The 24553-nt window shown below is 65.9% G+C and carries 25 protein-coding genes; 14 read left to right on the top strand and 11 right to left on the bottom strand.

Translation table 11 applies throughout. The features are described 5' to 3' along the window. Window positions 1-32 precede the first annotated feature (32 nt). Window positions 33-1589 (bottom strand): glucose-6-phosphate dehydrogenase, encoded by a 1557-nt coding sequence (gene zwf / locus AWB70_RS19300; protein ID WP_087086296.1) that lies wholly within the window; start codon window positions 1587-1589, stop codon window positions 33-35. 207 nt (window positions 1590-1796) lie between these two features. On the opposite strand from zwf, the gene AWB70_RS19295 reads away from it, so the two are divergent. The 6 genes from AWB70_RS19295 to AWB70_RS19270 all read left to right on the top strand — a co-directional run bounded on the left by AWB70_RS19295 (window position 1797) and on the right by AWB70_RS19270 (window position 6276). Further along, window positions 1797-2633 (top strand): arylamine N-acetyltransferase family protein, encoded by an 837-nt coding sequence (locus tag AWB70_RS19295; protein ID WP_053569510.1) that lies wholly within the window; start codon window positions 1797-1799, stop codon window positions 2631-2633. A gap of 45 nt (window positions 2634-2678) precedes the next feature. Then, on the top strand, window positions 2679-4382 hold the full coding sequence (locus tag AWB70_RS19290) for a peptidoglycan D,D-transpeptidase FtsI family protein (RefSeq protein WP_053569511.1): 1704 nt from the start codon (window positions 2679-2681) through the stop codon (window positions 4380-4382). A 134-nt stretch (window positions 4383-4516) separates the two neighbouring features. Then, a complete protein-coding gene (locus tag AWB70_RS19285) occupies window positions 4517-4882 on the top strand; it encodes a hypothetical protein (RefSeq protein ID WP_014250977.1) in 366 nt (121 codons plus the stop codon). A gap of 3 nt (window positions 4883-4885) precedes the next feature. Next, window positions 4886-5164, top strand: coding sequence for a hypothetical protein (locus AWB70_RS19280; RefSeq protein WP_053569512.1), 279 nt, complete (start codon window positions 4886-4888; stop codon window positions 5162-5164). 283 nt (window positions 5165-5447) lie between these two features. Next, window positions 5448-5756, top strand: coding sequence for a hypothetical protein (locus AWB70_RS19275; RefSeq protein ID WP_014250979.1), 309 nt, complete (start codon window positions 5448-5450; stop codon window positions 5754-5756). 187 nt (window positions 5757-5943) lie between these two features. Beyond that, window positions 5944-6276: a hypothetical protein gene (locus tag AWB70_RS19270; RefSeq protein ID WP_045454186.1), complete on the top strand. Its 333-nt coding sequence runs from the start codon at window positions 5944-5946 to the stop codon at window positions 6274-6276. A gap of 12 nt (window positions 6277-6288) precedes the next feature. Here AWB70_RS19270 and AWB70_RS19265 read toward each other — a convergent pair whose 3' ends face one another. After that, on the bottom strand, window positions 6289-7146 hold the full coding sequence (locus tag AWB70_RS19265; RefSeq protein ID WP_053569513.1) for a formate/nitrite transporter family protein: 858 nt from the start codon (window positions 7144-7146) through the stop codon (window positions 6289-6291). Window positions 7147-7229: 83 nt separating this feature from the next. Continuing rightward, window positions 7230-8276 carry a HoxN/HupN/NixA family nickel/cobalt transporter gene (locus AWB70_RS19260; protein ID WP_053569514.1) on the bottom strand — a complete coding sequence of 349 codons (1047 nt, stop codon included), beginning with the start codon at window positions 8274-8276 and terminating at the stop codon, window positions 7230-7232. A 173-nt stretch (window positions 8277-8449) separates the two neighbouring features. On the opposite strand from AWB70_RS19260, the gene AWB70_RS19255 reads away from it, so the two are divergent. The 7 genes from AWB70_RS19255 to AWB70_RS19225 all read left to right on the top strand — a co-directional run bounded on the left by AWB70_RS19255 (window position 8450) and on the right by AWB70_RS19225 (window position 14145). Then, window positions 8450-9469 carry a fatty acid desaturase gene (locus tag AWB70_RS19255; protein WP_053569515.1) on the top strand — a complete coding sequence of 340 codons (1020 nt, stop codon included), beginning with the start codon at window positions 8450-8452 and terminating at the stop codon, window positions 9467-9469. Window positions 9470-9494: 25 nt separating this feature from the next. Beyond that, the gene (locus tag AWB70_RS19250) at window positions 9495-10307 is read left to right on the top strand and encodes a phosphate/phosphite/phosphonate ABC transporter substrate-binding protein (protein WP_053569516.1); all 813 of its coding nucleotides are present in this window, start codon (window positions 9495-9497) and stop codon (window positions 10305-10307) included. A gap of 103 nt (window positions 10308-10410) precedes the next feature. Next, window positions 10411-11406: an LLM class flavin-dependent oxidoreductase gene (locus AWB70_RS19245; RefSeq protein ID WP_053569517.1), complete on the top strand. Its 996-nt coding sequence runs from the start codon at window positions 10411-10413 to the stop codon at window positions 11404-11406. Between the two features lie 251 nt (window positions 11407-11657). Further along, the gene (locus AWB70_RS19240) at window positions 11658-11876 is read left to right on the top strand and encodes a hypothetical protein (RefSeq protein ID WP_041731739.1); all 219 of its coding nucleotides are present in this window, start codon (window positions 11658-11660) and stop codon (window positions 11874-11876) included. A gap of 446 nt (window positions 11877-12322) precedes the next feature. Further along, window positions 12323-12577 carry an H-NS family nucleoid-associated regulatory protein gene (locus AWB70_RS19235; protein ID WP_374730244.1) on the top strand — a complete coding sequence of 85 codons (255 nt, stop codon included), beginning with the start codon at window positions 12323-12325 and terminating at the stop codon, window positions 12575-12577. Between the two features lie 503 nt (window positions 12578-13080). Continuing rightward, the gene (locus AWB70_RS19230; RefSeq protein WP_014250988.1) at window positions 13081-13485 is read left to right on the top strand and encodes a helix-turn-helix domain-containing protein; all 405 of its coding nucleotides are present in this window, start codon (window positions 13081-13083) and stop codon (window positions 13483-13485) included. Between the two features lie 54 nt (window positions 13486-13539). Continuing rightward, a complete protein-coding gene (locus tag AWB70_RS19225) occupies window positions 13540-14145 on the top strand; it encodes a copper-binding protein (protein WP_053569519.1) in 606 nt (201 codons plus the stop codon). 49 nt (window positions 14146-14194) lie between these two features. Here the strand turns inward: AWB70_RS19225 and rhaS are convergent, their stop codons facing one another. The 6 genes from rhaS to rhaM are packed head-to-tail and all read right to left on the bottom strand — an operon-like array spanning window position 14195 to window position 20061. Beyond that, entirely contained in the window at window positions 14195-15208 is a 1014-nt protein-coding gene (gene rhaS / locus AWB70_RS19220; RefSeq protein ID WP_053569520.1) for a rhamnose ABC transporter substrate-binding protein, read from the bottom strand. A 60-nt stretch (window positions 15209-15268) separates the two neighbouring features. Further along, window positions 15269-16276 (bottom strand): ABC transporter permease, encoded by a 1008-nt coding sequence (locus tag AWB70_RS19215; protein WP_053569521.1) that lies wholly within the window; start codon window positions 16274-16276, stop codon window positions 15269-15271. After that, entirely contained in the window at window positions 16269-17309 is a 1041-nt protein-coding gene (locus tag AWB70_RS19210) for an ABC transporter permease (protein ID WP_041732209.1), read from the bottom strand. Before AWB70_RS19210 ends, AWB70_RS19215 begins: the two co-directional genes overlap by 8 nt. Then, the gene (locus AWB70_RS19205; RefSeq protein ID WP_053569522.1) at window positions 17309-18820 is read right to left on the bottom strand and encodes a sugar ABC transporter ATP-binding protein; all 1512 of its coding nucleotides are present in this window, start codon (window positions 18818-18820) and stop codon (window positions 17309-17311) included. The genes AWB70_RS19210 and AWB70_RS19205 overlap by 1 nt, the downstream gene beginning before the upstream one ends. Before the next feature lie 11 nt (window positions 18821-18831). Beyond that, the gene (locus AWB70_RS19200) at window positions 18832-19716 is read right to left on the bottom strand and encodes an amidohydrolase family protein (RefSeq protein WP_053569523.1); all 885 of its coding nucleotides are present in this window, start codon (window positions 19714-19716) and stop codon (window positions 18832-18834) included. Window positions 19717-19746: 30 nt separating this feature from the next. Further along, window positions 19747-20061 carry an L-rhamnose mutarotase gene (rhaM, locus tag AWB70_RS19195; RefSeq protein WP_053569524.1) on the bottom strand — a complete coding sequence of 105 codons (315 nt, stop codon included), beginning with the start codon at window positions 20059-20061 and terminating at the stop codon, window positions 19747-19749. 162 nt (window positions 20062-20223) lie between these two features. Here rhaM and AWB70_RS19190 point away from each other — a divergent pair, with 162 nt between their 5' ends. Beyond that, complete coding sequence (locus AWB70_RS19190; RefSeq protein ID WP_255724427.1) at window positions 20224-21192, top strand: LysR family transcriptional regulator; 969 nt, start codon at window positions 20224-20226, stop codon at window positions 21190-21192. On the opposite strand, the gene lra1 is transcribed toward AWB70_RS19190, so the two are convergent. Then, complete coding sequence (gene lra1 / locus AWB70_RS19185; protein ID WP_053569525.1) at window positions 21179-21961, bottom strand: L-rhamnose 1-dehydrogenase Lra1; 783 nt, start codon at window positions 21959-21961, stop codon at window positions 21179-21181. The genes AWB70_RS19190 and lra1 overlap by 14 nt on opposite strands. 62 nt (window positions 21962-22023) lie before the next feature. Further along, the gene (locus tag AWB70_RS19180; protein WP_053569526.1) at window positions 22024-24534 is read right to left on the bottom strand and encodes a YXWGXW repeat-containing protein; all 2511 of its coding nucleotides are present in this window, start codon (window positions 24532-24534) and stop codon (window positions 22024-22026) included. Between the last annotated feature and the right edge of the window lie 19 nt (window positions 24535-24553).

Here is a 24553-nt window from a genome sequence, read left to right as displayed (position 1 = left end):
TCCTATTGGTTGTCGTTCTCGGATGGATGAGATCAGTCTTTCTTGTGCGGATCGGTGAGCGACCGCCACACGCGGCCGTCCTGCGCGAGCAGCTGATCGGCCGCCTCCGGTCCGGCGCTGCCCGCCGCATAGCCGTGCACGGCGAGCGGGCTGTCCGGATGCAGCACGCGATCGACCGCCGCCCACGCCGTCTCGATGCTGTCGGCGCGTTGAAAGAGCGTCGCGTCGCCGAGCATGCAGTCGTAGAGCAGCGTCTCATAGCCGACGTTCGCGCGCTCCGCGAAGAAATCCGCGTAGCTGAATCTCGAGCGCACCTTGCCGATCTGCATGACCGGGCCCGGCACCTTCACGTTGAAGTCGAAGCTCGTGCCGTGCTCGGGATCGATGCGCAGCGTGAAAACGTTCGGCGTAAGGGCATCGACGGGCGTGTCGCGAAAGAGCAGAAACGGCACGGCCTTCAGTTGCACGGCGATTTCCGTGCGCCGCTCGGTCAGCCGCTTGCCGGTGCGCAGATAAAACGGCACGCCCGCCCAGCGCCAGTTCTCGACATACACGCGCGCCGCCGCATAGGTCTCGGTGCGGCTGTCCTTCGCGACGCCCGGCTCGTCCCGATAGCCCGGACCGGCCGGGCCCGCTTCGTACTGGCCGAGCACGACATCGTTCGCCGTGAGCGGGCGGATCGCGTCGAAGACTTCGGCTTTGCGGTCGCGCACGGATTCGGCATCGAACGAATTGGGCGGCTCCATCGCCACCATGCCGAGCAACTGGAACAGATGGTTCGGCAGCATGTCGCGAAACGCGCCCGTCTGCTCGTAGAACGGGCCGCGCCCTTCCACGCCGATCGTCTCCGCCGCGGTGATCTGCACGTTGTCGATGTACTCGCGCCGCCAGACGGGCTCGAACATCGCGTTGGCGAAGCGCACGGCGAGAATGCTCTGCACCGTGTCCTTGCCGAGAAAATGGTCGATGCGATACACCTGCGATTCGTCCGCGAATTCGAGCAGGCAGCGGTTCAGTTCCTGCGCGGACGCGAGATCGCTGCCGAAAGGCTTTTCGATCACGATGCGCCTGAAGCGCCCCTCCTTCTCTTCGAGCAGCCCCGCCGCGCCGAGATGCTTGATGATCGGCTCGAAAAAGCGCGCGCCGACCGCGAGATAGAACACGACGTTGCCCGACTTCGCCTTGGCGAGCCGCGCCTTCAGCCGCGCGAAGGTCTCGTCTTCCTCGAATTCCCCGCCAAAATATTCGAGCCGTCCGGCGACCCAGTTCCACGCGTCCTCGTTCAGTTGCGACGTGTGAAAGGTCGCCGCCTTGTCCGAGGCGAACGAGCGCAACGACTGCGTGAGCTCGTCGCGCCATTCGGACGTCTCGCGCTCGCCGTGATTCACGCCGATGATCTCCATGCTGTCGTCGAGCAGCTTGTCGGCGGACAGGTTGTAGAGCGACGGCATCAGAAGGCGCTTGGTGAGATCGCCGCCCGCCCCGAAGATTACGAGCGTGCAAGGCGGCGCGGGATGCTTGCCCGCGCAGGTCTCGCATGCGGGCTCCGCTTGGTTCGACTGTTTCGATTCGTTCGCTTCGTTCTGCATGGCGTGTCGCCCCTTGTCAGTTGCGCGTTGAACCTGGAAAGACCTGCATCGATGCGGCACAGTTCATTCGGACGACGCGCCGCAAGCGAATGCGTCGAAAAATGTATGCATTTTGTAATTTTTAACCTTTCGTGTCGTAAAATATGCGCGCCTGCGACCGAGCGCGCGGACATTGCGACATCGACGACCCCAGAGGCCGGCACACCCATGAACGCACACGACACTTCCATCGACCTTACCGCATACTTCGAGCGCATCGGCTTCGGCGGCCCCGCCCGGCCCGAGCCGACGCTCGATACCCTGCGCGCGCTGCATCTGCTGCATCCCCAGGCGATTCCCTTCGAAAATCTCGACGTGCTGCTCGGCCGTCCCGTCAGGCTCGATCTCGAATCGATCCAGCACAAGCTCGTCGCGAGCCGTCGCGGCGGCTATTGCTACGAACACAATCTGCTGTTTCGCAGCGTCCTGACGACGCTGGGTTTTCGCGTGCGCGGCTTCGCGGGCCGTGTCCTGTGGGGCCGCGACGCGCCCGACATGCCCGCGCGCACGCACATGCTGCTGCTCGTCGATGTCGACGAAGGCACCTTTCTCGCCGATGTCGGCTTCGGTGGCATGACGCTCTCCGCGCCGCTCGCCCTTCAGACCGGCCTCGAACAGATCACGCCTCACGGCGCGTTTCGCCTCGACGACGCGGGCGGCGAGCCGACCGCCTTTATCCTGAAGGCGCTCGTGAACGGCGCGTGGACGAATGTATACCGCTTCGACCTCGACCCGCAGTATGACGCCGACTACGACATGGCCAACCATTTCGTGTCCACGTATCCGCAGTCGATTTTCCTGCACAACCTGCTTGCCGCGCGCCTCGCGCCGGGCAAGCGCTTCGGCCTGCTCAACCGGCGTTTTTCGGTGCACGACGAACACGAAGGCAGCACGCATCGCGAACTCGGCGATGTGCCCGCGCTGCGCCGCGTCCTTGAAACCGAGCTCGGCATTCGTCTGCCGGATAACGCCGATCTCGACGCCGCGCTCGCGCGCCTGCCTTGAGCGCGCATCGCGCCCGGCACAACCAAGCTAAATCACAAGATCACGATGTTCAAGAAGAAGACGCGCGGCGGCAGTGATTTCCAGACGCATCATCGCAGCACGGTGCTCGTGCATACCCTGCCCGCGTGGCGCTCGCGGCTCGTGCTCATCGGCGTGACGGCGGCCTTCATGGCGCTCGCCGGGCGCGCGCTGTGGGTGCAGGTGATCGACCACAAGTTCTATCTCGGCGAAGGACAGAAGCGTTATCAGCGCACGCTGGCGTTGTCGGCGACGCGCGGGCGCATCGTCGATCGCAACGGCGCGATGCTGGCCGTGAGCCTCGCCACCTACGAAGTGTGGCTGTCGCCGAAACTCTTCGACGGCGATCACGGCAATGAAATCGCGCGTCTGCTCGACATGCCGCCAAAGGAACTGCAGCGGCGCATCGACGGCAACCGCGCGTTCGTGCTGCTCAAACGCCAGGTGGAAGCCGAAACCGCCGAGCGCATCGCGACGATCGGGCGCGCGGGCATCACGCTCGTGCCGGACACGAAGCGCTTCTATCCCGAAGGCGAATCGGCGGCGCACGTGGTCGGCTTCACCAACAACGAAGATCACGGGCAGGAAGGCGTCGAACTTGCCGCCGACGCGCGTCTCACGGGCGAAGCCGGCCAGCGCGAAGTGATCCGCGACCGCCTCGGGCGCGTCGTGTCGCAGATCGGCGAGCCGGCGCTGCCGCAGAACGGGGAGACCATTCAGCTGACCATCGACCGGCGCATCCAGCAGCTTGCGCATTCGCAACTGAAGGCGGCGATCGCGAAGCACAAGGCGCGCGCGGGCAGCGTCGTCGTGCTCGATGCGAAAAACGGCGAAGTGCTCGCGCTCGCCAACTATCCGAGCTTCGATCCGAACGACCGCACGCGCCTGACCGGCGAGCAGTTGCGCAACCGCGCGCTCACTGACACCTTCGAGCCCGGCTCGACGATCAAGCCGCTCGTCGCCGCGCTGTCGATCGACCTCGGCAAGGTGCGGCCCGAAACGCGCATCGACACGGCGCCGGGCAGCATGAAGATCGGCCCGAACGTGATTCACGACACGTCGAACCACGGCGTCATCACCGTGGCCGAGGCGGTGCAGATGTCGAGCAACGTCGCGCTGACGAAGCTCGCGCTGCAGATTCCCGCGCAGACGATCTGGGACAAGTATCGCGATTACGGCATCGGCCGCGCGCCCGAACTGACCTTTCCGGGCGCGGCGACCGGCCGGCTGCGCGCGCCCGAGCGCTGGAAGCCGATCGAGCAGGCGACGATGGCCTACGGCTACGGCCTGTCGCTCTCGCTCGTGCAGATCGCGCAGATCTACACCGCCTACGCGGGCGACGGCCGCTTTCACCCCGCGACGCTGATTCAAGGCGAAACGCGCCGCGCGCCGCTCGAAGTGACGAAGCCCGCAACGGCGAAAGCCGTGCGCAACATGCTCGAAATGGCGATCGGCGATCACGGCACCGGGCGCGCGGCGGCGGTCGACGGCTATCGCGTCGGCGGCAAGACGGGCACCGCGCGCAAGCAGGTCGGGCGCTCGTACGCGGCGAACAAGTACCGCGCGTCGTTCGTCGGCATTGCGCCGATGAGCGATCCGCGCGTGATCGTCGCCGTGATGATCGACGAGCCCACGGGCGGCACCTACTACGGCGGCACGGTCGCCGGGCCGGTGTTCTCGGGCATCGTCGGCGGGGCGCTGCCGCTGCTCGGCGTGCCGCCGGACGCGTGATGCGCAACGCGGGCGCGGCCCTTGCTGCGCCGCCTTCAGCAACGCTCGCCAGCATCCCCGCGAACCTGACCGGACTGTAAAGGGCTTGTGCTCTAATGTCGTGTTCGGCACACAGAGACAAAACGGGAAACACCATGAAAAAACTCGCCGCGGCGCTCGCGCTGCCTGTGCTTTTCGCCGCCTGCGCCCAGTTTCACAACGAAGACGCCGGACAACCCGAAGTCGAAAAATCGTCGACTCAGAACAAGGTGAACGGCATCGTGCAATGCATCGCCGACGAAGCCAGGAAGCACGACGCGAAATATCAGCAGACCGCCATTCCGCAAGGCGTGATGCTCGAATTCGGCGACTCGAACGTCATCAAGGTGCGTTACGACAACGGCGAGACCACGTATCGCTTTTATCCGGGCAAGCGTCATCCGTCGAATCTGTGGATCGAGGGCGCGGGCAAGAAGTGCGCGCCTTCGGACACGCCGAGCCAGGACTCGACGGACAAGTAAGCCATGCGCTCGACCAAAGCCATCAGCGCCGTCGAACGGCTCAAAACGCGCAGCGGCAACGCCAGCTACGCCGCCATCTCCATGCCCGGCGGCTACTTCTATCTCGCCGAGCGCTCGGCAGAAGGCTCGAAAAAGCTCTCCGAGCCGATGCCGATGGACGAGTTCGTCGCGTTCGTCAACGCGCGCGAGCCGGCCAAGCCGCGCAAGGTGAGCAAGCTCGATCTCGCGATGGAGGAGCAGATCGGCCGCAGCGGCAAGCGCACGGCCGGGCACGACGAATAAGCGCCGCCTCGCGCTGGTTGCGCCGCCCCTCTCGCGGCGCAACATCGAAATTCCCCGGTCCGCTCGCACGAGTGTGCGATGACAGACGGAGCCACCGGGCTCGCCTTGCGTACATTTTTGCTAACGATCGGACCCATTGATCAGGGCCACGGTCGGTCATCCGAAGAAAAGAGCAAGGGCCACCCGCGACGGGTTCAAAAAATAGCGCGGGTGAACGGGGTGCCTGAACGGTGCGCAAATCCGAAGTTGGGATGGCGCGCCGCATGGCCGAGAGGAAGACCACATGAAAAAGAAGAAAAGCGAGGCCGCGGGCAGCCTTTTGCCCTCGGCATTGGCCGATATTGAGCTTCAGCATATCGAGCGCGCGCTCGCGCAGCTCCGCACGATGCACAAGCAGGCTTCAGGCACGCTCAACGTCGAATACTGGCGCGAGCGTCTTGCGGCCGTGACGAAAGGCTATGCGCTCGTTCCGGCGCAGAAGCAGCGTATCGAAGCGCTGCGCATTGCGCTCGACACCGTCGACAGCGGTCCGCGCGACGGTTCGGGCAGCCGCAGGAAATCGACCAACAGGCTCTGGGCGAAAGCGGCCTGAACCACCGCTTTCGCCACTCGCGCCGCGGCGCGATCCCATCGTTGACGCCCGTGTCTCGTGACGAGCCGGGCGGGCAACGGCCTGCGAACTCACGATGTGTCATGACACGCGCGGCTCGAACGCGCCCGGCCCGGCCTGGCATCGTTCCTGCTCGAAAGCAAGTCTTTCGATCTTGCCGGGAGTCGTCATGTCCATCCATCGTCACGAGCGTGCGCACGGAGCGCGCCGGATCTGGCCGATGCTCGCGAACGCGATCGTCGCCAGCGTCGTCGCGGCGTTCAGCACTTACGGCGTCGCGCAGATCACGAGCGGCGGCGGGGCCGGCGCACAGGAGCAGCGTCAGTCGGATTCGAGCGCGCGCAGCGAGCCCTCGGGCACGCCGATGCACGAATCGCACAAGCCGCAGTCGAAGGACGCCGCGAAGGGACGCGCCGCGACCGCCGGCAAGGACCAGAAGCCGGATGGCACTACCGGCTTCGGCAACGGCCTGTACGGCACGGGCGCGGGCAGCAACAAGTAAGCCCTGCGCCGTTCAGTCGCGGCGTGTCCGCGGCAGGCTCGTGATCTCCGGCGCGATCGCCGCATGGTTGACGATCGCGACCAGCGACACGCCGCCAATCACGTTGCCGATGAAGGTCGGCACGAGAAACACGAGGAAGTAATCGGAGAGGCTGGCCGCGCCGATCATCACCGCATAGGCGGATTCGACCGATCCGGCGATCACGTGCGTGAGCTTGCTCACGGCGACGGTGTAGGTCACGAGCAGAATCGTGAGCAGCCGCCCTGCGCGCGCGCTTGGCAGGAGCCACACCATCAGCGCGATGAGCCAGCCGGAAAACACGCCGCGCACCAGCGTCACGGCGAAATCGGCTGAAAGCGGCATCATCGAAAGGTGGGCGAGCGCGTCGCCGACTTCCGGCGAGAACACGCCGCGAATCTGCAGGATGGCGGCGAAGATCGTCGTGCCCACGAGATTGAAGAACAGCACGATCGCCCAGAGCCGCAGCGCCTTGATCAGCGTCCCGACATCGCGCCGCGTGAGCACGGGCAGCACCGCCGTCAGCGTGCTTTCCGTGAAGAGCTGCTGGCGTCCGAGAATCACGAACACGAAACCGATGGTGTAGCCGAAGCTCGACACCAGTCCGCGCCAGCCGGTTTCCGGCAGCGCGCTTTCGAGAATCGCCTGGACGAGAAACGAGAAGCCCATCGAGAGACCTGCCGCGAGCGCCGACCACATGAGCGCGCCGAAGGTCCGCTCCATCGCCACTTCGCCCTCTTCGCGCACGATCTCGTGGATCACGAGCGGATGTGGCGCGGAATGCTCGGCGGCCTGTTCCTGTTCGGCGCTATCGAGATTCGGCGAGTTCGCCCCGGCTTGCGGCTCGTTCATGATCGTTCTCCCTGAACGCCGCTCGATACGGGAAGTGGATGAGCGGCTGGCGCATCCACGAAGCAGGAAGAATGCCCAGCAGCTTACCGGGCGATGCCGCCATCCAGCGTTTCATAGCCGCGCCATTTGTAGATCAGCACGGACACGAGCCAGCAGGCAGCGAACACGCCGACGATGCCATAGCCCAGCACGCCGAAGTGCTCCGAGAGCGACGCGGCCAGATCCCACAGCCCGCCCTTCAGTTGCAGCCGGTCCGCGATCAGCCCGAGCGCCTCGATGCCGCCGACCAGCACCGCGATCAGCACCGAGGCCAACGTGACGGTGAGGTTGTAGTACAGCTTGCGCACCGGCTTCACGAACGCCCAGCCGTAGGCGCGCGTCATCAGCAGGCTGTCGGCGGTGTCGATGAGCGACATGCCCGCCGTGAACAGCGCCGGAAACACGAGAATCGACCAGACGGACATGCCGCGCGCCGCTTCGGCCGCCGCGATGCCCATCAGGCCGATTTCGGTCGCCGTGTCGAACCCGAGCCCGAACAGAAAGCCGAGCGGATACATATGCCAGCTCTTGCCGATCAGCCGGAAAAGCGGCCGCGCCAGACGCGCGAGCGGGCCGCCGCCGGCGGCGAGCAGGTCGATGTCTTCGTCGCGGCACGCCTCGCCGCGCCGCACGCGCCGGAACGCGCGCCACACACCGCGCAGCACGAAGAGGTTCATCGCCGCGATGGCGAACAGAAAGAGCGACGACACCGACGTGCCGATGATCCCGCCGATCTCGCGAAATTCAGCGAAGCTTCCCTGCACGGCGAGCGCGGTCGCGGCGATCAGCGCGGTGGCCGCGATGACGATCGTCGAATGGCCGAGCGAAAAGAACAAACCGGCGAACAGCGGGCGCTTGCCTTCCTGCATCAGCTTGCGCGTGACGTTGTCGATGGCGGCGATATGGTCGGCGTCGACCGCGTGGCGCAGGCCGAGCGAATACGCGAGCAGCGACGTGCCGAGCAGCAGCGGATGGTGACGGAACGCGACGAGCGCCCAGACCCACGCGAGCACATTGAACGCGATCAGTCCGGCGATGAGGCGCGCGGATTTGCGCGGCAGGGTGCGGTGCGGCTCGATCGGCTCGTGCATGGGGGCGCGATGGGTATTAAAGGGACAAAGAATACCGTGCGCAAAAGCGTGGCCAATATTCGGTTTCGTCATCGAAGCTTATTCGCCGATCGCGAAAACCTTAGGCGGAATCGTTGGTTTGGACGGATGAAGCGCCCCGCTAGGATGGCCCTTCGCCATTGCTCAAGTCCGCCATGCCCCGCTATCTCGACGACGACCAACGCCAGGAACTCCAGCGCCGGCGCGACACTTTCGGCTGGCGCAGCGAATGGCCGACGTGGATGGTGATCGCCGCGATCTACGGCGGCTGGTTCGGCGTCGCGCTCAATGCGCGCACGCTCGGGCTCGTGCCTTCCGTCGCGCTGCTCGCGGTGCTCTCGTGCTGGTACATGTCGCTGCAGCACGAGCTGATTCACGCGCATCCGACGCGCTGGCCGCTCGTCAACATGCTTTTCGGTCTCGCGCCGCTCGCGGTGTGGTTTCCGTACGAGGTCTATCGCGAATCGCATCTGCGCCATCACGACGACGTGCATCTCACCGACCCCGCCCGCGATCCCGAGAGCTACTACGTGACGCCCGCGCAATGGACGAACGCCGGCCCGGTCCTGCGCGCCGCGCTCGCCGCGCGCAATACCTTCGCGGGACGCATGCTGATCGGGCCGTGGTTCTCGATCGCGGCGTCGTGGCGGGAGGCGGCGCAGGCCGTAGCGGAAGGACGCTGGCGGATCGTCGCGAGCTGGGCCGTGCATCTCGCCTTGCTCGCGCTGCTCGCGGGCTGGCTCGAATCCCGCTGCGGCATTCCGTGGCGCGCGTTCGTGTTCGGCGTCGGCTATGCATCGCTCGCGCTGGCTTCGGTGCGCTCATTTCAGGAGCATCGCGCGGCGGAGCGCGAAAGCGAACGCACGGTCGTCAACGAGGCTGCGTGGCCGTGGCGGCTGCTCTTTCTCAACAACAACTATCACGCCGTGCATCACGACCTGCCCGGCGTGCCGTGGTTCGCGCTCGGCGAGATCTATGCGCGCCGGCGCGACGCCTATCGCGCGAGCAATGGCGGTTTCATCGTGCGCGGATACGGCGAATGGGCGCGCCGCCACGCGTTCGCGCAAGGTGCCGAGCCGGTGCATCCGTTCGCCGCGCCAGTCGCGGGTGCGGGCGCGGACGCGGGCCGCAACGAAGCCGCGCGTGGCCGCGACACGGCCCGCCTCGCGAGCTGACGCGCCGCCCTGTACGATTGCGCGCATGCACTGGATCGCCGCCCTGCCGATGTACAACGTCACGCCCGCGCTCGCCGACGACTGGCGCGCGCTGCTCGCGCATGTCCGCGACGGTCTCGCTGACTGGCTGCGTGCGCGCGGCGATACGCTCGAGATTGTCGATCCGGGTCCGGATCTCACCGCATTCTGGCTGCGCGACGACGTGCTGCTGTCGCAGACCTGCGGCTATCCGCTCGTGCACGCGCTCGCGAATCGCGTGCGGCTCGTCGCGACGCCCGACTTCGACGCGCCCGGCTGCGAGAACGGCACGTATCGCAGCGTGATCGTCGCGGGCGCGCATGTGGAGGCGCAGTCGCTTGAAGCCTGCCGCGGCCTGCGCGCCGCCTATAACGACGACGATTCCAACAGCGGCATGAACTTCCTGCGCCACGCGGTCGCGCCGTTCGCGAACGACGGACGGTTTTTCGCCTCGGTGACGAAAACCGGCGCGCATCTCGCGTCGCTGCGCGCGCTCGCGGACGCCCGCGCGGATGTCGCTGCGATCGATTGCGTCACGTATGCGTTCGCGCAGACGCATCTGCCGGAACCCGCCGGGCGCGCGCGCGTGATCGGCATGACGGCCAGCGCGGGCGCGCTGCCGTTCATCGCGTCGGCGCGTGTGCCGCAAGAGGCGCTCGACACGCTTTTTCGCGCCCTCGCCGATGCGCTCGACCGCGACGCCCCGCTCGCCCGGCGGCTGCGGCTCAAGGGCGTGGCAAAGCGCACGCTCGCCGACTACGAACCGATCCTCGCGCTCGAACGCGACGCGATTTCGCGGGGCTATCCACGGCTCGCCTGACCGATCCGGCAGACTTCGCCGAGTTTCGGCACAATCGGTTTTTTCAGCGCGTGGCCTGCGGCGCGATCCGCATCGCGCATCGCCACGTTTTCGGAAAGCCGCAATGATCCCCTTTTCGCTACTCGACCTTTCTCCGGTTCCGCTCGGCGCGACACCGGCCGACGCCTTCGCTCATTCGCTCGATCTCGCCCGCCACGCCGAGCGCTGGGGCTATCTGCGCTACTGGCTCGCCGAGCATCACAACATGACGGGCATCGCCAGCGCGGCGACGTCCGTCGTAATCGGCCATATCGCGGCGGGCACGTCGACGATTCGCGTCGGTTCGGGCGGCATCATGCTGCCGAATCACGCGCCGCTCGTGATCGCGGAGCAGTTCGGCACGCTCGCGTCGCTGTTTCCGGGGCGCATCGATCTCGGCCTCGGCCGCGCGCCTGGCACCGACCAGACGACCGCGCGGGCGCTGCGCCGCGATTTACAGGGCAGCGCCGACTCGTTTCCGGACGATGTCGTCGAACTGCAACGCTATTTCGCCGATCCGGTCGAAGGCCAGCGCGTGCGCGCGGTGCCCGGCGCGGGCCTGCATGTGCCGATCTGGCTGCTCGGCTCGTCGCTGTTTTCCGCACAGCTCGCCGCCGCGCTCGGCCTGCCGTTCGCGTTCGCATCGCATTTCGCGCCGGATTATCTGCTGACCGCGCTGGAGGTCTATCGCGCGCAGTTCCGGCCCTCCGCGACCCTGAAAAAGCCCTATGCGATGGTCGGCGTGAATGTCTTCGCCGCCGATACCGCCGATGAAGCGCACTTTCTTTTCACGTCGCTGCAACAGCAGTTCATCAATCTGCGCCGTGGCACGCCGGGCCAGTTGCCGCCGCCGACGAACGCGATCGCGTGGACGGACGCCGAGCGCGCGGGCGTCGAGCACTCGCTCGCGTGTTCCGTCGTGGGAGACGCGGCCGACGTGGAGGCCGGCCTGCGCTCGGTGATCGCCCAGACTCAGGCCGACGAGCTCATCATTACCGCGCAGATCTTCGACCACCGGGCGCGCCTGCGCTCGTTCGAGATCGCGAGCCAGGCGCGCGACGCGATCGCCGGCGCCGCCTGAGTAAAATTCGGGGTCGCAAGCCTGCCAAAAGTCAGACGCTGGACGGGCGCGCTTTTGACAGGCAATAATGAGATACCGGAAGGCGGCGCGGGCCGCGCCGCCTTTCGCGTCTGCTCTATTCGCCTAGCCGACACCTTGCGCAGCGCGCCCGAATTTCGTGCACGCTGGTGGATGGCGCGGCGAAACAACAACAACGACGTCGCAAGACGGGAGGAAGAATGTCGATACCGAGAAGCGCCGCCACCGGCGCCATGACGCTCCTGACGGAATACGACGACGCCAGCGGACAGGAAGTGCGTTCGCTGCGCCTCGAACCCGCGGCGGACGGCAAAGCCGTTCTGCTCATTGAAATCGACGAGCGCAAACCGGGCATTCACCGCGAAGTGCGTTATGAAATTACGCCGGCGGAACTGATTGCCGCCATTCGCGCCCACGGTGCGGAATTACCTGGGGAACAACATAGCCGTTAAAACGATTTAACAGTTGGCGCAGGCAGCATACAATAGAGTTAAGCGAGGTTTTCGGCCGCCATGCTGCATCGGCGGCACTGGCTTCGCCTCCGGTTCGTGGCTCCCCGTCGTGACTTTCCGCGCGTTCGCGTTGCGCGCGTCCGTCCGGCGGCGTTTGAGCGGGCGAACGTTCGCATTCGGGGCAATGCCCGCATTAAAGGCAAAGTCGCCGGGCGAATTAATAGGCGTGCGGTAAATACACTAATTGACGTGAGGCAGGCCCTGCGTCACGCTTCATAAAACACATATATTCAAGTCATCGAACCGCCCCGGTCCGCGCGGGGTTTCGGTTCGTCCTCTGAAAATCAAAAAGTTGAATCAGGAAAGCCGTGGACGAAAGAAAGCGAGACAGCATCATTGCGTATTTGCGTAGCCGAATGGCTGAGTTCGGCATTACGGAAAGAGCGTTGGCCGAAGCATTGGCCGAAGCGCCGGCGGCGGCGACCCCACCGCCCTCCTTCACCAAGACCAACGGGGCTCATGGCGCGCCCAAGACGAAGCGGCCGATGCCGCAGTTGCCTTTGATGCCGCAATCGGCAGGCAGCGCCGTGCCGATATTCCGCAACGCGAATGGCGACACGTGGGACGGCCTCGGCGATATGCCCGAGTGGCTCAAGCGCGCGGTGCACGCGGGCCAGGACATCGAGTTCTATCGCGTCTGAGCGCCGTTGCGAACCCAGCCGGGCGGAGTGAGGGCGCGCGCTGCGCGTCGACATGGACACGCGTCGAAACGCACGCGTGCGGCATTGCGCGCCGCGCATCGCCGGCGCGCTGCCGCATGGGTATCTATTGCCTATTGGCAGCGTTCATAGGCAATTCATTTCGAATTATCAAGCTCAAAAAATTTTCGCCGATGGTTGCCCATCGCGCCCGAAAACGTTTATTGGTACTTCCCTGTAAGCCGGCTCGCACGCGAAGCCGCGCATCGACCTGACGTCAAGCACGCCCGATCAAGTCCCGCCGTCTCCATTCGACAAGGGGGCACGCATGAACGCATACGGACGCCGCAACGTTGCACCCGCTCTCGGCGCGCATGGGCCGGCGTGCTGGCCTGCATATGGGCCGGCGCAGGGACGAGCGCCGGATACGGCTTGCGGCTCGCCGTGCCGCGCCTGACGTATTGGGCGGTTCGCATGTAATCCGAACCATTCGAGCGCCGCGCGCGATGCACACCCATCCGAAAACACTGCCGAGCGTGATGCGACGCATGACGGCTGGGCGAATGCTGCTCGATGGCGCATCGGTCGATACGGTGGCCGACGCGCTGCATCTGTCGGTGCAGACAGTGCGGCGCTACAAGGCGATCGTCGCCGAGGGCGGCCTCGACGCGCTCGCGCAGATGGGCGTCGGCGGGCGCGCGTCGGTGCTCGACCGGGAAGCGCTCGACTGGATCGCCGCCGCCTTGCAGGGATCGGCCCGCGAGCACGGCTTCGAAAGCGCCACCTGGACCAACGCGCGCCTGCGCGAGTTGATCGAGCGGCGCTACGGCGTGCGTTACTCGCGCGTTTATATCTGGCAGATCGCGACCAATCTCGGGCTCGGACATTTGCTGTCGAAATCGCGCCGCTGAAAGCCGCGGCGCTCACGTTCATCGAAGCGCCATCTCAAGACAAGGAGACAACGCATGATTCGCTCGTCAACTCAACGGCCGCATCGCGCAATCAGGATTCTGACGGCGTGCGCGGCACTCGCTTTCACCGCGGCGGGCAGCGCCCTGGCTCAGGACGCGGCATCGGGTCCCGATGCGCGCGGCGCGGCGGCCGTCGTGCAGGTGCAGGCGCGCGTGGTCGGCATCGATCCCGTGACCAACAGCGTGTCGCTGCAAGGCCCTCAGGGACGTGTCGCCGAGGTGGCGGTCAATCCGGAGATCGGCGATGTCAAGAAGCTGAAGCTCGGCGATATCGTCAACATCGACTATCGCGCCGCGCTGCTCGTGCGCGTCTCGAAGGTGAAGTCGGACGGCATCCGCCAGCGCATCGACACCGAAGCGGCGATTCCGGCATCCGGCGGTGTGATGGCGCAGGCGCGCGTGGTCGAGGTGATCGGGACGATCGAGCGCATCGACGCGAAAAAGCGGAGCGTGACCTTGCGCGGACCGAGCCGCACGGTGACGCTCGACGTCGCGCCGGATGTGTCGCTCGCCGGGCTGAAGGCGGGCGATGCCGTGCACGCGAAGTTCGAGTCGGCGACGGCCGTGCAGGTGTTGAGGAGCGGGCAGACGGTGAAGTGATCGAGCGCAAAAAAGCCCCGCGCAAGGCGGGGCGAACAGGCGCGCTTGCTCAGAAATTAAACTGATCGATATTCGCCGCATCGAACGTCGTCGGCGGTCCGAGGATCACTTCTCCGCTCTTGCCCACCGTGCGCTTGCCGAGCTTGCCCGCATCGAACGAATCGCCTTCCTTGCCGGTGATCGTTCCCGATGCGAGATTCGCCGCCGCGAAGGCCGCGAGATAGCCCAACTGGCCCGGGTCCCACAACTGGAACGCCTTCACGGTGCCGTTCTTCACGAACGCGCGCATCTGGTTCGGCGTGCCGAGTCCCGTCACCACGACCTTGCCCTTCGACGGCGAGCTCGAGATATACCGCGCCGCCGCCGCGATCCCGACCGATGTCGGCGCGACGATGCCCTTCAGGTTCGGGTACGCCTGCAGCAAGCCCTGCGTCTCGACGAACGACTTCTGATCGTCGTCGTTGCCATAGGCGATCTTCACGAGCTTCATCTTCGAATATTCGGGCTTCTTCAACTCCTCCTGCATCCATTTGATCCACGTATTCTGATTCGTCGCGTTCGGCGTCGCGGAGAGAATCGCGAATTCGCCCTCGCCGCCGATCAGCTTCGACAGCAACTGAATCTGCCCGCGTCCGATCGCCTCCGAATCGGCCTGGTTCACGAAGATCTGCCGGCCATCGGCCGCAGTGTCGGAATCGAAGGTCACGACCTTGATGCCCTGCGACATCGCCTTCTTCAGATACGGCACGACCGCGTTCGCATCGTTCGCCGCGATCACGATCGCGTTTTGCCGCTGTGTGATGAGCGTGTTGATATAGCTCACCTGCGACGACGCGCCCGCATCCGACGGCCCCACGACCTTGCCGTCGCCCTTGAATTCCTTGATCGCGGCCATGCCGCCGTCATCGGCGATGACTTCGTACGGGTTGTTGATCTGCTTCGGCAAGAAGGCGATCTTCAGGCCGCTCTTGATATCCGCGGCGCTCGCCGTCAGCGCGACGGTCGCGGCGAGAAAGGCCGCCGCCAGCGCCGGGCCGCGCACGCATCGAATGGGGTTTTTCATGTCGAAAAGTCTCCTGTCATTGCGCATGAGTGCGCTGGTTATCCACGGACAACATCTGAACTACGGCGTCTGCGCCAGCATCAGACGCTTCTCGCGCGCCGCCCGCCAGCGCGCGACGAGATTCGGAATCAGCACCGACGACAGCAGCAGCGCGCCCGTCACGATCGTGAGCGTTTCGCTCGATACGTCCGCGAGCGTCAGCGCATTGCGCAACACGCCGATGATGACGAGCGACAGCAGCACGCCGATCATCGAGCCGCGTCCGCCGAAGATGCTCACGCCGCCGAACAGCACCGCCGCGATCACGGAAAGCTCGAAGCCCTCGCCGTTGTCGCCGCGCGCGCTCGTGAAGCGCAGCGTGTAGACGATGCCGGCCAGCGCGGCCAGCGCGCCGGACATCATGAAGAGCTTCAGCTTGGTCTTCGCCACATCGATGCCCGAAAACTGCGCGGCCGTCGGATTCGCGCCGATCGCGTAAAGGCTGCGGCCGAACGGCGTCGCCTGCAGCAGGACCGTGAAGACGATCGCGCCCGCGATGACGAGCACGAAGGGCATCGGCAGAAACGAACCAGCGATCGTATCGATGCCGAACGCCGTGTACGACGCCGGAAAATCCGCGATGGCCTGATCGCCGAGCAGCACGTACGCGAGACCGCGAAACAGCGCGAGCGTGCCGATCGTCACCGCGAGCGACGGCAGGTTGAAGCGCACGATCACGAGCCCGTTCAGGAAGCCCGCGAGCGCCCCGAACAGAAGCACGAGGACGATCACGAGCGGCATGGGCAGGCCCATGTGCCACAGCACGCCCATCAGCGCGCTCGATGCGCCGAGCACCGACGCCACCGACAGATCGATCTCCGCCGCGACGATGATGAGCGTCATCGGCAGCGCGATCAGCGCGATCTCGGTGAAGTCGGCGAGCATGTTGGAGATATTCGCCGACGAAAGAAACATCGGCGACAACACGCGCCCGCCGATCAGCGACACGGCAAGCACGATGGCGAGCATCGCTTCCCATTGCAGATGGCGGCGCTTCGCCACAGACAAAGCGGAGTCCGGTTTAGCCATGATCGCGTTTCCTCATCATGCGGCGCGCGACGGACCGCGCGAGCAAGGTATCGAGCGCGATCGCCGCGACGATCAGCGCGCCTTGAATCGCCTGCTGCCAGAACGGCGACACGCGCAGCACCACCAGCGCGATGTTGATGACGCCGAGCACGAGCGCGCCGAGCGTCGCGCCCGCGATGGTGCCGACGCCGCCCGTGATCGCCACGCTGCCGACCACCGCCGCCGCGACCACCTGCAATTCGATGCCCTTCGCCGTGCTGGCATCGACGGTGCCGAAGCGCGCGAGCCAGAGCACGCCGGCCAGGCCCGCGATCGCGCCGGACAGCAGGAAGCCGATCATCACGCGCCGGTCCACCCGGATGCCCGCGAGCCGCGCGGCTTCCGGGTTCGAGCCGATCGCGTAATGCTCGCGCCCGCCGCGATACTGCTTCAGATACACCGACAGCGCGACCAGCACCACGAGCGCGATCAGCACGAGATTCGGCACGCCCAGGAGCGAGCCCGTCGCGATGGAAGCGAACGCATCGGGCAGGCTCGTCGCGTTGATCTGGCCGCCGTGGACCCAGGCATAGTCCGCGCCGCGCACGATATAGAGCGTCGAGAGCGTCGCGACGAGCGAAGGCACCCGCCCGAACGTGACGAGCGCACCGTTCAGCGCGCCGATCGCAAGCCCGATGCCCATGCCCGCGAGCATCGCGACGAACACCGGCATGTGCGGGAACATCACGAAAAGGCTGCCGACCGCGTACGCGCTCACGCCGACCACCGACGCCACGGAGAGATCGATATGCCGCATCAGCATCACGATCGTCATGCCAGCCGTCAGCAGGCCGATGATCGATACGTTGAGCAGCACGTCGCGCAGATTCTGCAGATTGAGGAAGTCGGGCTTCACGGCGGCCGTCGCGCCGATCAGCACGAGCAGCACGATGAAGAGCGTCAGTTCGCGGCTCTTCGCGATCGAAACCGCGAGGCTTTCGCGTTTCGTGTCGGCGGCGGGCATCGCGGGCAGTGTCGGGGAATGTCGTGTCATCATGCCGCGCGCCCCAGTGCGTTAGGTGTTGCGCCCAGTGCGGCGCTCATCACGCGTTCCTCGTTCGCCTCCGCGCGGGCGATATCCGCGCTGATACGGCCTTCGTGCATCACGAGCACGCGGTCCGCCATGCCGAGGACTTCGGGCAGTTCGCTCGAAATCATCAGCACGGCCATGCCCTCCTTCACGAGTTCCGCGAGCGTGCGATACACCTCCGCTTTCGCACCGACATCGATGCCGCGCGTCGGCTCGTCGATGATGAGCACCTTCGGGTTCGTCGCGAGCCACTTGCCGAGCACGACTTTCTGCTGATTGCCGCCCGAGAGCGTGCCGACGGGCGCATCGAGATCGCCCGCTTTCAGGCGCAGGCGCGCGCCCCAGTCCGACGCGAGCGCCGATTCGCTTTTCGCGGTGATGAAGCCGTGGCGCATCAGGCGTCCGAGCACGGTCAGCGACGCATTGCGCGCGATGCTCAGTTCGAGCGCGAGTCCTTGCGCGCGGCGATCTTCCGGCACGAGCGCGAGGCCGGCGCGCACGGCGGCGGCGGGACGTCCGAGCGCAAGCGTCTTGCCCGCGATCTTCACGTCGCCGCCATCGACGGGATCGATGCCGAAGATCGCGCGCGCGACTTCGCTGCGCCCCGCGCCGACGAGTCCCGCCAGCGCGACGATCTCGCCCGCGCGCACATCGAAGGACACGTTCTTGAACACGCCTTCGCGCGTGAGATTGCGCACCGAAAGGCGCACGTCGCCGGGTGTCACGTCGGCTTTCGGATAGAAGGTGTCGAGATCGCGGCCGACCATCTTGCTCACGATCGCGTCGATCGTCATGTCCTGCGTGAGCGCGTCATCGACCTTCATGCCGTCGCGCATGATCGTCATGCGCTGCGTGAGGGCGAACACTTCGTCGAGCCGATGCGTGATGAAGAGAATCGCCACGTCGCGCTCCTTCAGGGCGCGCACGATCGCGAACAGGCGCTCGACCTCCGGCAAGGACAACGCGGCGGTCGGCTCGTCCATGATGAGCACGTTGGCGTCGAGCGACAGCGCCTTGGCGATCTCGACCACTTGCTGATCCGCGATCGACAGCCCGCGCACGAGCCGCTGCGCGCGCAGATTCACGCCGAGCGAAGACAGGAGCGCATCCACCTCGCGATGCATCGCGTCGTAGCGAATGCGCCCGAAGCGGTCGCGCGGCTGCCGGCCCATGCAAATGTTCTCCGCGATGGAGAGATCCGCGAACAGCGTCGGCTCCTGATAAATCACGGCGATGCCCGCATCGCGCGCCTCGGCGGGACTCGCGAAACGCCGCGCCACGCCTTCGACGAGCAGTTCGCCCGCGTCGGGCTGATACACGCCCGCGAGCAGTTTGACGAGCGTAGATTTACCCGCGCCGTTCTCGCCGAGCAGCGCGTGCACTTCACCCGGAAAGAGTTTCAGGCTGGCGTCGCCGAGCGCGCGCACACGGCCGAACGATTTGCTGGCGCGCCTGAGTTCGAGTCTTGGCGTCATTCCTTGTCTCCCTAGATGCGGTAAATCCGCTCCGCATTGCGCACGAAGAGCGCCTCTATCTCGCTGTCGCTCGCGCCGCCGACGATACGCGCATACGCGTTCCACAACGCCGGGTACGTGCCGAACAGGCGATCGACCGGAAAATTCGATGCGAACATCGCGCGCTCGCTGCCGAACGTGTCGATGGTTTCGTGCACGTAAGGGCGCAGGCTCTCGATGGTCCAGTCGTGATCGAACATCGCGAAGCCGCTCAGCTTCACCGCGACGTTCGGGCAGGCGGCAAGCAGGCGCATGCCGTCCCGCCACGCCCTGAATCCAGACGTGGAATCACGATCGACGAACATGCCCGCATGATTGACGATGAACTGCGTGTCGGCATGTTCGCGGGCGAGAAGCGCGGCCTCTTCCATTTGCGCGGGATAAAGCTGCAGGTCGAACGACAGGCCGTAGCGCTTCAAAAGCCCGAAGTTTTTGCGCCATTGCGGCTCGCGCATGTAGTGGCGTCCGACGTAGTCGTAAAGCTTGTCGTCGTGCACGTTGAGAATCTGGCGGATGCCGCGCGTATTGGCGAACGCCGCGTGCGCTTCGAGTACGTGCTGGGCGTTGTCCGCCGACAGATCCGCGCCCGCGACGATGCCGTTCGGCATGCCCTCCCGATCGGCGATGCCTTGCAGCCAGCGCGTTTCCTCGACCGGATCGGCGGGATCGTGATTCGCATCCACGTGCACGAGCTTCAAAATTTCGACATCCTCTGCGTCGCGCAGCAGATCGGCGAGCAGATAATCGTGCTGCAAGTCGCGCGCATCGCCGACGAACGACGTCTGCGGATTCGCAAGCCAGGGGTAATGGTGCGTGGACAGATCCCACAAGTGGATATGCGGATCGACGACCTGCATGTGGCGTTCCTCGCGAAAGAGGCGAACGTTTCAGGGAAGATGAAAGACCGGCGCGAGCGGCGTCGCAATGGGCGCGTTGTCCGCATGCGTTTCCATCAGTTCGGCCATGTGGTCCCACCACTTGCGCATGACGGGCAGCGCGGCAAGCGAATCCGTCGTATGCGTTTCGGTGCGCTTGTAGCTGGCGAAGAGATGTCCGGTCGATTCGTCGAGAAAGATCCAGTAATCGCGGATGCCCGCGGCGCGCAGCGCATCGGCCAGTTCCGGCCAGATTTCGCGGTGACGCTGCTCGTATTCCTCGCGCATGCCCGGCTTCAGGGTCATGCGAAATGCCACTGTCTCCATGGCGGCCCGCCTTGTTTTGTTGAGTGAGTCCTCTGTCCGGGACTCGTTGTGCTGCGACTATAATTCGCCGACCGATAACACGACAATCCGAATGCAGGATTGGCCGATCGCAAAAACGTATCGCTGCGCCGTATCTTCGCGCGGTTTCGCACGGACTGTCGAATGAATCAAAACGTGTCCCAAAGTGTGTCGCCGAATGCGCTGGTCAACCGCCTGAAGTTCAAGCATCTGGCGCTGCTGGTCGCGCTGGACGACGCGCGCAATCTGCATCAGGCCGCCGAGACGATCAACGTCGCGCAGCCGAGCGCGAGCCGCATGCTCGCGGATATCGAGGAGGCGTTCGGCTTTCTGCTCTTCGAGCGCAATGCGCGCGGCATGCAGCCGACGCCGCTCGGCACCGCCGCGCTCGCCTACGCGCGCCGTTCGCTCGCCGATCTCACGCGCTTCGCCGACGATCTCGATGCCAAGCGCCGCGGCGGCCACGGGCAACTGACCGTCGGCGCGATCATGGGCGCCGCGCCCGACGTGCTGGCGATGGCGGTTGCCGAACTGAAGTCGGAGCGGCCGCTCCTGAACGTGCGCATACTGGGCGAGACGAGCGATCAGGTCGTGCAATTGCTGCATCGCCGCGAAGTCGATCTCGCGCTCGGCCGCCTGACCACGCCCTTGCAGCACAACGATTTCGACTTCGAACCGCTCGCCCGCGAGGCGATGCGGCTCGTCGTGCGCGCGGGGCATCCGCTCGCGGACAAGGCGGCGCTCGCGCTCGACACGCTCGTGAGCTGGCCATGGATTCTGCAGCCGATCACGAGCCCCGCGCGCGGCCTCTTCGAAGACGAACTCGCGCGCGCCGGATTGACGACGCCCGCCGATATCGTCGAGTGCGCATCGATCTTCGCGACGCTGCAACTGCTGCAGAACAGCGAGGCCGTCGCGATGCTGCCCGAATCCGTCGTGCGCGATTATCTGCGCGCGCAGTTGCTGGTCGAATTGCCGATTGAAATCGGCAAGCGTCTGTCGGGTTTCGGGCTGCTGCGGCGCAAGTTCGAGACGTTAAGCGAGCCGGCGGAGTACTTCATCGCGCTGCTGCGGAAATACTCGGCGGCGTCGCTTCCCGCTATTGCAGATTGACGAACAGACCGCCATCGACGAGCAGCGACGCGCCCGTCACATAGCGCGCGCGGTCCGAGGCGAGAAACACGACGCATTGCGCGACGTCGTCCGGCGCGCCCAGGCGGCCCAGCGGAATGCGCTTTTCCATGTACGCGCGCTTGCCGGGATCGGCGAGATCGTCCGCGTTGAGGTCGGTCGCGATGGTGCCGGGCATCACCGAATTGCAGCGGATGCCGTACGGCCCCAGTGCGATCGCGCAGGATTGCATCAGCGAATGGACGCCCGCTTTCGTCGGCGTGTAGTGCGTCTGCATGCCGCCGCCGACCAGCGCGCTGATCGAACTGGTGGCGACGATCGCGCCGCCCGTGCCCTGCGCCTTCATCTGGTTCGCCGCGGCCTGCGCGACGTAGAACGCGCCGTTCAGGTTCACCGCGACGGTGGTTTCGTACACCGAAGCCGGCATGTCGAGAAACGCGTGAAACGGACAGATGCCCGCGTTGCTCGACAGCACGTCGACGCGGCCGAACGCCTCGACGGTGCGCGCGATCAGCTCGATGCCCGTCTCGCGCTCGGCGACGTTGCCTTCGACCGCGATGGCGCGGCGTCCGAGCGCCTCGATCTCGCCGACGATCGATTCCACCGCCGAGGCCTTCCCGTACGCGCTATCGTTATCGCGCCAGTAGTTGATCGCGACATCCGCGCCTTCGCGCGCGCTCGCGAGCGCAATCGCCCGGCCGATACCGCGCGAACCGCCCGTCACCACGACCACCTTGTTGTCCAGAAGCATGTGTCTCCTCCTTGTCGGGCGGATGCCGGCGCGCGCCGGCATCCGCGTTGGCCTATGCGCGCCTAGCGGCGGAAGCCTCCGTGAAAACCGCCGCCTCCGCCGCCGTGGAAGCCACCGCCGCCACCGCCGTTGAAGCCGCCGCCACCGCCGCCGAAGCGATTGTTGAAGCGCTGCTCGCCGCCGTCGCGCGACTGGCGCATCTGATCGAGATTGCTGTTCAGCGCCGCGTTGTTGTGATCGACCGGCTGCCAGCCATTGGACGTATGCTGCTGCCAGCCGTTGTCCTGCGAGTGCTGATAGACGTTGCCGTCGTGCGCGGCGTAGACATCGCCGTTATTCCAGGCAACCGCATTGCCGCGCGACTTGTTCGTGACGATGCCCCGGTTCACGGCCTGCGCGGTCCCATTCTGCGCGTTGCCGGTCACGCCCCGCTCCGCGACGCCCGCGCGGCCCGTCTGCGCGTTGTATCCAGCGACCTGCCGGCCCGCCGCGTAGTTGCCGTTGTAGGCGTTGCCCACAATGCCCGCGCGTCCTGCCGCCGCGCGACCCGTGACCGGGTTCGCCACCACGCCTTCGCGCCCGGCCGCATAGTTGCCGGTGTGCGTATTGCCGACGACGCCCGCCCGGCCCGCCCCTTCGCGGCCCGTCAGCGGATTCGCGAACGAGCCCTGACGCCCCGCCGCGAAGTTGCCCGAATACGGATTGAACGCCGCGCCCCGGCTGCCTTGCCAGTGCGCACCTGTCGCCGGATTCCAGCCCGCGCCCGCCGTGCCGCGCCACTCGGTGCCGGTCCACGGGTTGTAGCCCGTTGCGTGCGTGACGGTTCCATTGCCCCAGCGGCCATAGAAGTTCGCCTGGTTGATATTGACGTTGCCCCAGCCGCCGCCGCCATAGTAGCCGCCCCAATACGGGCCCCAGTATGGCGCGCACGAGCCCCAGATCGCACCGGCGGCGAAACCGAACGCGAAGCCCACGGCCGCGTCCATCGCGAAGCCCGCGTTGTAGCCGTAGGTCGGCGGCGCGCCGTAGTAGACCGTCTCGCCGACATACGGCTGATATGCATAGCCCGTTCCGTAGACCACGGTGCCGCTGTTGTCCACGACGACGCCCATGTACCCCGGCGTGTAGCCGACGACCACCGCCTCCGGCGTCGCGGAATAGACACGCACGTAGGTCACGTAATGCAGCGGCGACTGAACCGGAATCGTGTAGATGACGCTGGGGACTTCGGCGGCGACCGCCCACGGGCCGCCCGGCGCGGCGGCGGCGAACCACACGCCGTTCTGCACCGCGTAGTACTGCGAGCGATTCACTTCGATGACCGGCGTCGCCGTATTCACCGCGTATTGCAGCGGCGTGCCTTCGATCGACTGGAAGTGCGGCGAGCCGTCATACGCGACGCTCAGATGCGCCTTCGCACGCGAGACGGTCGCGGTCTGCGGAATGGTCGCGGCAATCGCCGCTTCCTTCGCCTGCGGCGTGCCCGGCACCGACACGAGCACGTTGCCCTTCGGGTCCCGCGGCGAAATCTTCGCGAAATCCTTCGGCAAGTCCTGGCCCGCGACGTACTGCCACGGCCCCTTGTCGGACGATCCCGCGAACCAGCGTCCCGACACCAGCACATAGTAGTGATTGGTCTGCGGCTCGACGAACACCGCATGGTCCGTGTTCGTCACGGTCAGCAAGCCCGTGCCCGCGACCGGTTCGAGCTTGGCCGGGCCATCGGTGACGACAAGCTCCGTTGGCTGCGTGGCGACCAGCACGGCGGGCGGCTGCGTCGCGCGCTTGCCGTTTTGCGGCAGCATCGCGTCGGCCTTCTGCGCGGCGTCGGCCTTTTTCGCCGCGTCGGTGAGCGCCTGCGGCGTCTCGCCGAGCACGGCCCACGGACCGTTCACCGATTGCGCCGCGTACCAGTAGCCGCCCGCGCTCACGTAGACATGGCCGCCGCCGTCTTTCAGTAGCATCGCGCGGCTATTGAGGGCGCGCTGATACCCCGTCCCGCCGACATCGCGCCAGGCCGGATTGCCGTCGATCATCACGAGCATCGTCGGCGCGGACGCGAACACGATGTTCGGTACCGGATTCTGCACCGCGATCTTCTCCGCGCCGCCGGCCTGCTTCGATACCGCGTAGCTCGTCTGCAACTCGTCGAGCGACACGGTCATGCCGTGCGCCGGCAGATGCGCGACGATCGCGCTCTTCACGCTGTTCGCAACGCCCGGATCGGTCGGCACGCTGACCTCGCCGATCGTGATGTTGCTCAAGTGCACGAGACCCGATGACTTGTCGATATCGGCGTCGGCGGTGAATTGCGCGACGCCGTAGGTCGGCGAGGCCGTGCCGCTCGCCGCGCCCACGGCCACCGCCGCGCGCCCCGCGATGCGATTGCCGTTCCATTGCTCGATCTGAGGCTGATACATTTCGATGCGCTGCGTGGACGTGTCGAGTTCGCGCGGCCATTGAAGCTGCGCCGCAGCCGCCGCGGGCGGATTGGCCGCATACGCCGACGACAGACCGAAAGCGAGGCAGGTCGCGGTTACGAGCGCCGACCATTTGTGGGATAACGCTGCCATTCGAGTGATTTCCTTTTGA

The organism is Caballeronia cordobensis (assembly GCF_001544575.2).
GTDB classification, from domain to species: Bacteria; Pseudomonadota; Gammaproteobacteria; order Burkholderiales; family Burkholderiaceae; genus Caballeronia; species Caballeronia cordobensis.
Note: the sequence above shows the minus strand (reverse complement) of the source record. Positions and strands in the feature narration are given on the sequence as shown.